Annotated in this window: 6 protein-coding genes and 1 pseudogene; 4 read left to right on the top strand and 3 right to left on the bottom strand. The window is 66.2% G+C overall.

What is annotated here, in order from left to right; genetic code table 11:
* From AB4Y84_RS10405 to AB4Y84_RS10395, 3 genes and pseudogenes are all read left to right on the top strand, one after another.
* A pseudogene (locus AB4Y84_RS10405) lies at positions 1-365 on the top strand (TetR family transcriptional regulator); the annotation flags it as partial.
* 196 nt (positions 366-561) lie between these two features.
* Complete coding sequence (locus AB4Y84_RS10400; protein ID WP_442244820.1) at positions 562-2,721, top strand: TonB-dependent receptor plug domain-containing protein; 2,160 nt, start codon at positions 562-564, stop codon at positions 2,719-2,721.
* Positions 2,711-3,247: a thioredoxin-like domain-containing protein gene (locus tag AB4Y84_RS10395; RefSeq protein WP_442244821.1), complete on the top strand. Its 537-nt coding sequence runs from the start codon at positions 2,711-2,713 to the stop codon at positions 3,245-3,247. The genes AB4Y84_RS10400 and AB4Y84_RS10395 overlap by 11 nt, the downstream gene beginning before the upstream one ends.
* Before the next feature lie 148 nt (positions 3,248-3,395).
* Here AB4Y84_RS10395 and mntR read toward each other — a convergent pair whose 3' ends face one another.
* On the bottom strand, positions 3,396-3,860 hold the full coding sequence (mntR, locus tag AB4Y84_RS10390; protein WP_442244822.1) for a manganese-binding transcriptional regulator MntR: 465 nt from the start codon (positions 3,858-3,860) through the stop codon (positions 3,396-3,398).
* Between the two features lie 116 nt (positions 3,861-3,976).
* Between mntR and AB4Y84_RS10385 the strand changes: the two genes are divergently transcribed.
* Complete coding sequence (locus tag AB4Y84_RS10385) at positions 3,977-5,308, top strand: Nramp family divalent metal transporter (protein ID WP_428704961.1); 1,332 nt, start codon at positions 3,977-3,979, stop codon at positions 5,306-5,308.
* 123 nt (positions 5,309-5,431) lie between these two features.
* On the opposite strand, the gene AB4Y84_RS10380 is transcribed toward AB4Y84_RS10385, so the two are convergent.
* Both AB4Y84_RS10380 and AB4Y84_RS10375 read right to left on the bottom strand, forming a co-directional pair.
* A complete protein-coding gene (locus AB4Y84_RS10380; protein ID WP_442244823.1) occupies positions 5,432-5,758 on the bottom strand; it encodes a thioredoxin family protein in 327 nt (108 codons plus the stop codon).
* Positions 5,730-6,125: flavodoxin (locus AB4Y84_RS10375; protein ID WP_442250100.1), on the bottom strand; the 396-nt coding region annotated here is incomplete at its 5' end. The genes AB4Y84_RS10375 and AB4Y84_RS10380, both read right to left, overlap by 29 nt.

The raw sequence follows: 6,125 nt of genomic DNA, 5'->3' as shown, positions 1-6,125 counted from the left end.
GCGTGGTGCGCGTGTCGGTGGAAACCTTCATGGAACAGCTGCGTGCCGACGACAAGCTGCTGCACGTACTGTTACGCGAAGGCGCGGTCGGCTCGGACGATTTCAAGCACGCGGTCGAACGCGAACTGCACTACTTCGAAGAAGAACTGCAGCATGACCTGGTGCGCCTGGCCGCACTGGATGGCGCGGTGCTGTACAAGCCGGAACTGGTGTCGATGGCGATCACCCGGCTGGTGTTTGCGATGGGCGCTTCGGCCATGGACCAACCCCCTGAGAACGATCCGGAACTGGTCGAACAGATCTCCACGATGATCCGCATGATCATCGTCGGCGCGCGCACTCCCGCCGCCTTCCGCCGCGGCTGACCGCTTCCGGTGCATGACCACCGGCACGCTTGCGCGCGCATTGTGTAATGTTATAACACTTGCGTTCGAGTAAAGGCCACGGTTCACGCACGCGTCGAGACCCTGATATAGCAATTGCTATGTTGATGACCATCTGCTTTCATGTGGGCCAGCCAGGTCGCCCTCGCCGCCCTCCCTCCCCAAGGACGACGCCCTCATGCGCATTGCTGCCTCCCTTCTCCGCCGGCTGCCGCTGGCTGCCGGTATTGCCGCCACCCTGCCGGTGACCGCATTCGCCGCACCGCCTTCGCCTACCGAGCTGGACCGCGTGCAGGTGAAAGTCAGCACGGCCACCCGCAGCGAACGCCTGCTGTCGGACGTGCCGATCCGCACCGAGGTACTGCGCAAGGAAGACATCGCTTTGCGCGCGGCCACCGACTTCTCCCGCGCGGCCGAGCTGATCAACGGCCTGCGGGTGGAGAGCAACTGCCAGAACTGCAACACCAGCGAAGTGCAGCTGCTGGGCCTTCCCGGTGCCTACAACCAGCTGCTGTTCGATGGCATTCCACTGTTGTCCACGCTGGGCAGTGTGTATGGACTGGAACAGATTCCCGCCGGCTTCGTCGACCGCATCGAAGTGGTCAAGGGCGGTGGTTCGTCGCTGTACGGGCCGGGCGCTGTAGCCGGTGTCATCAATCTGGTTCCGCCGCTGCCCGCACGCAGCGGCGGCCATGTGCAGGCGGGCGTGGATGTTCTGAAGGGCACGCCGCAGAAGAACGCCGACGTGCGCCTGGATCTGGTCGCCAGCGAAGCCGACGCGGGACTGTCGGTGATCGCCCAGCGCAACTGGAACAGCGGCATCGACTACAACGGCGACGGCTATACCGAGATCACCCGCAAGAACCTCAAGGTCGGTGGCCTGCAGGCCTGGTATGCGCCCACTCCGGGCACGCGCCTGCGGTTGGACCTGCAGGTGACCGATGAGAGCCGTCGCGGTGGCAACCGCCTGGACCAGCCCGAACACCTGGCCAACATCGCCGAATCGCTGGACACGAACTACCGCCGCGGCAGCCTGTCATGGGACCAGGAGGTAAGCGGCGACGTCGACTTCCGCCTGGCCTATGCCTTCGCCGACATCGACCGCGACAGCTTCTATGGCGGACTCGGCGACGTGGTCACCGATCCGTCCGCACCCGGCTACGATCCTTCGCAACTGGACCCGAACGTACCGGGCAGCGCCGCATCACGCTCATGGCGCCAGTACGGGCGCACCCACAACCCGCTGCACTACATCGACAGCCAGTTGAACTGGCGGCTGGGTGCACACACGCTGGCGTTCGGCGTTCAGTACAAGCATGAGGGCCTGCGTGACGACAATCGCGATGGTGCCGGCCAGCGCCTGGCCGTGCTCGAGGATGCAACCTTCCACAAYCTCGGCGCGTTCGTGCAGGACGAATGGAGCGTACGCGAGGACGTCGACCTGGTGCTGGGCGCGCGCGTGGACAAGAGTTCGGAACTGGACAGCGCCGTGTTCTCACCGCGTATCGCCCTGGCCTGGCAGGCGACGCCACGGCTGAAATGGCGAGCGGGCATCGCCACCGGCTTCCGTGCGCCGGAAATCTTCGTCGAGGATGTCCACGTCGATACCCTCGGCGGCGAGCAGGTGCGCGTGCGCAACACCCGTGGCCTGAAGGAGGAGCGCGCGCTGACCACCCTGTTCGGGTTCGACTGGCGCTCCGACCCGGCCGACCCGGTATGGAGCTGGGATGCCACCGCGTCCTACGCACGCATCCGCGATACCTTCGCGCTGGGTGAGATCCAGCGCGGCGATGATGGCCAGCTGACGCAGCTGCGCTACAACGCCTCCGGCTCGAACGTGCTGGGCGTGGAAACCAACCTCGGCTGGCAGCCCTCCCCGCAGTGGCGGCTGACTGCCGGCGCATCGTGGTACCGCTCGCAGTTCCGCGAGCCGCAGCGCATCTTCGACGACACCGCCGACGGCGGCGACACCGTCATCGACAGCCGCGACTATCTGAAAACCCCGCGCTGGACCGGCCTGGCCCAACTCAGCTGGATGCCGGCCGAGCCCTGGGAGGCGTTCCTGGCGCTGCGCCACACCGGATCGATGCCGGTGCTCAACAACCGGCTGGGCGAGCTGCATCGCACCCGCGCCTTCCTGGTCACCGACCTCGGCGCGCGCTGGCATCGCCATCTGGGTGCCCAGGCACAGCAGGAAGTGTCGGTGGCGGCGGGGGTCAAGAACGTGTTCGACCAGCGGCAGAAGGATCTGGAAAGCGGCGCGCTGCGCGACAGCGATTACGTGTACGGTCCTCGCTTCGCCCGCTCGTGGTACGTCAACCTGCGCTATGCGTTCTAGCTGGCTGCCCGCGCTGTTGCTGGCACTGGCATGGCCGGCAGTGGCTGCCGACCTGCATGCGCAGGTCTCCGCCTCGCTGATGCGGCCTGAGCCACGTGCCCTGCGCCCGATGCAGTGGTCGCCACCGCCAACGCTGATCGCGCTGTACTTCGGCGCCGACTGGTGCGCGCCCTGCCACGCTTTCGTGCCGACCCTGCGCGGCGTGCGCGACGCGCTGCGCGAGGCCGGCGCCGATACCGAAGTGGTGTATGTCAGCCTGGATGAAAGCGAGGCGGCGCTGCGGCGCTACATGCAGCTGCAGGACATGCCGTGGCCGGTGCTGGACCCGCGTCGCGCGAAGCGCATGCCGGCACTGCAGGCATTGGCGGGCCCGGCACCCCCCAACCTGGTGCTGATCGATGCGCAGGGCACGGTGCTGGCCAATGGCTGGCAGGGACGGCGCTACGGAGGCCTTCAGCCGGTATTGAAGGAATGGACGAAACGGGCGTGTGCGCAGGAACAGGCGCGCTGCCCGCCTGAACTGTAGAGTCGAGCCATGCTCGACTCATTTCATCACCGCGCGAACAGCAGCCGAGCATGGCTCGGCTCTACAGAAAGCAGATTCCGCGAGTAGATCCACGCCATGCGTGGATGCACTCATTCCATACCGCGCGAACAGCAGTAGAAACCGCGACTCAGCCGCCCTCGGCCTTGCGCACGAATTCGTCGAACAGCGCCAAGGTCTGCTCACTGACATGGTGCTCGATGCCCTCGGCATCACGCCGCGCGGTATCCGGGTCCACGCCCAGCGCCAGCAGGAAGCGCTCCACGGTCTGGTGGCGCTGGCGGCTGGCATGGGCCAACGCCTCGCCCTCCGGGGTCAGGAACACGCCGCGATACGGGCGCTGCACGACCCAGCCGTCACGGGCCAGCCGGCGCAGCATCTTTGCCACGGTCGGCTGGGCCACGCCGAGACGGGTAGCGATGTCGACCTGGCGGGCCTCGCCGCCGTCGGCCAACAGGTCGGAGATCAGCTCGACATAGTCCTCCACCAGTTCCATCCGGTGTGCTTCGCGCACTTGCCGGAAGCTCTCGACCTGGCGCTCGGCCTCGATCAAGGGGGTGATTTTCAGCGATGTCGAATCGTCCGTCTTGCCCACGCGTGTGCCTGTCCTGCAGTTGTCATCGGGTGCGAACCTGAATTCTGGACCAGTGACGCAGTAAAGACGATTGTTTCACATTGCTATGCGATATAGCAATGGCTATATTGACAGCCATGAACACCGTCGCACCCACCGATTCTGCCGCCTCCACTCCGGCCAGCCTGGGTGCGCTCAACGCGTCGATTGCCGTGCCCGACAAAGGCCACTGGTGGTTCCGGCTGCTGGCCTTCCTTGGCCCGGGCTACATGGTGTCGGTCGGTTACATGGACCCGGGCAACTGGGCCACCGATCTGGCAGGCGGCTCGCGCTTCGGCTATCTGCTGCTGTCGGTCATCCTGATCTCCAACCTGATGGCGGTGATCCTGCAGGCGTTGTCGGCACGGCTGGGCATCGCCACCGGCATGGACCTGGCGCAGGCCTGCCGTGCGCGCTACCCCAAGCCGGTGAACCTGGCGCTGTGGGCGCTGTGCGAAGCGGCGATCATCGCCTGCGACCTGGCCGAAGTGATCGGTACGGCCATCGCCTTGAAACTGTTGTTCGACCTGCCACTGCTGTGGGGCGCGGTGATCACCGCGCTGGACACGCTGCTGGTGCTGCTGCTGATGAACCGCGGTTTCCGCGCGCTGGAAGCCTTCGTGATCGCGCTGCTGCTGGTGATCTTCGGCTGCTTCATGGTGCAGATCGCGCTGGCCGCGCCGCCGGTGATGCAGGTACTGGGCGGTTTCATTCCGCGCGCTCAGGTGGTCACTGATCCGCATGCGCTGTACATCGCCATCGGCATCATCGGCGCCACGGTGATGCCGCACAACCTGTACCTGCATTCTTCCATCGTGCAGACCCGTGCCTATCCACGCACCGATGAAGGCCGTCGCAGCGCGCTGCGCTGGGCCGTCACCGACAGCACCGTTGCCTTGACCCTGGCATTGTTCATCAACGCCAGCATCCTGATCCTGGCGGCGTCGGTGTTCCATGCCAACGGCCGCTTCGATGTGGAAGACATCGAGCAGGCGCACCAGCTGCTGGCGCCGATGCTGGGCGTGGGCCTGGCCTCCACATTGTTCGCCGTGGCGCTGCTCGCGTCCGGCCTGAACTCCACGGTGACGGCGACACTGGCCGGGCAGATCGTGATGGAAGGGTTCCTGCGCCTGCGCCTGCCGCCATGGCTGCGGCGCTTGATCACCCGCGCGCTGGCCATCATCCCGGTGGTGGTGGTCATCATGCTGTTCGGCGACCAGGGCGCAGTGAAGCTGCTGGTGCTGAGCCAGGTGGTGCTGTCGATGCAGCTGCCGTTCGCGATCATCCCGCTGGTACGGATCGTGACCGACAAGATGACGATGGGCGCGCTGGTGGCGCCGCGCTGGCTGGGCGGCATCGCCTGGGTGATCGCACTGGTGATCGTGGTGCTGAACGTGAAGCTGCTGGTGGATACGTTCGCTGGCGGTTGATCCGCGCGCCCGGGGTCGGATCCCTTGCCACAGGCAAGGGCTCTGACCCCGATGATCGAAGCCATGCGTCGAAGTGGGGTCAGAGCCCTAGCCTGCGGCGAGGGATCCGACCCTGATCCTGGGCTACAGGAACTCGGCGATCGCCGCTTCGATCTGCTGCGGCGACTGGAAGCCCGGCATGCGCATGCGTTCGTCACCGTCCAGGAACAGCGACAGCGTGGGAGTCTGCCGCAGGCCCATCTCGCGGAAGAATGCTTCACCCACCACTTCCAGCTGCACCCGCAGCAGGGTCGTGCCCTGCCCCCCGGTGCCGCTGGCCACCCGCTGCAACGACATGTCCAGCACCCGGCAACCCGGGCACTGGTCCTTGTGGAAGTCCACCAGCACGCGCGGATGGTCGGCCAGCAACTGCTGGAACTGCTCAGGCGTGGTGGCGTCGATGATCTGCATCGGTGGTGCTCCAGTATTGATCCAGGACCGCATCGGTCCAGGTATCGATGGCCGCGGCATGCCGCCGGCCATGTGGCATCTGTTCGATCTCCAGCGGCGGGTAGCCACTGTCGAAATAGCGGATCAGCCGGTGCACCGCACCGCAGTAGTACTCCTGCCCCCACTGCGTTTCACCGGTGCCGAACACCGCCACCTGCCGCGGCCGCTGGCCGCGCTCGGCGATGCCTGCCACCCAGGCCTTCATCTCCGACGGTGTGCGCCCGGCGTTGTCGGTCCAGCAGCCCAGCAGCACCAGGTCAGCCTCGTCCACCGGCAACGGTGGGGCCTGGCGCAGGTCGTCGGCCTCCTGCCAGTGCACGGCGTGGCC

Origin of the sequence: Stenotrophomonas sp. 2YAF22, assembly GCF_052114665.1 — a bacterium.
GTDB classification, from domain to species: Bacteria; Pseudomonadota; Gammaproteobacteria; order Xanthomonadales; family Xanthomonadaceae; genus Stenotrophomonas; species Stenotrophomonas indicatrix.
The sequence above is the reverse complement of the archived record's forward strand: the minus strand, read 5'-3'. Positions and strand labels throughout refer to the sequence as shown.

Bases quoted from the DNA above. Each gene is read 5' to 3' on its own strand.
- AB4Y84_RS10395 (WP_442244821.1), top strand. From the start codon at position 2,711: ATGCGTTCTAGCTGGCTGCCCGCGCTGTTGCTGGCACTGGCATGGCCG.
- AB4Y84_RS10385 (WP_428704961.1), top strand. From the start codon at position 3,977: ATGAACACCGTCGCACCCACCGATTCTGCCGCCTCCACTCCGGCCAGC.
- AB4Y84_RS10380 (WP_442244823.1), bottom strand. From the start codon at position 5,758: ATGCAGATCATCGACGCCACCACGCCTGAGCAGTTCCAGCAGTTGCTG.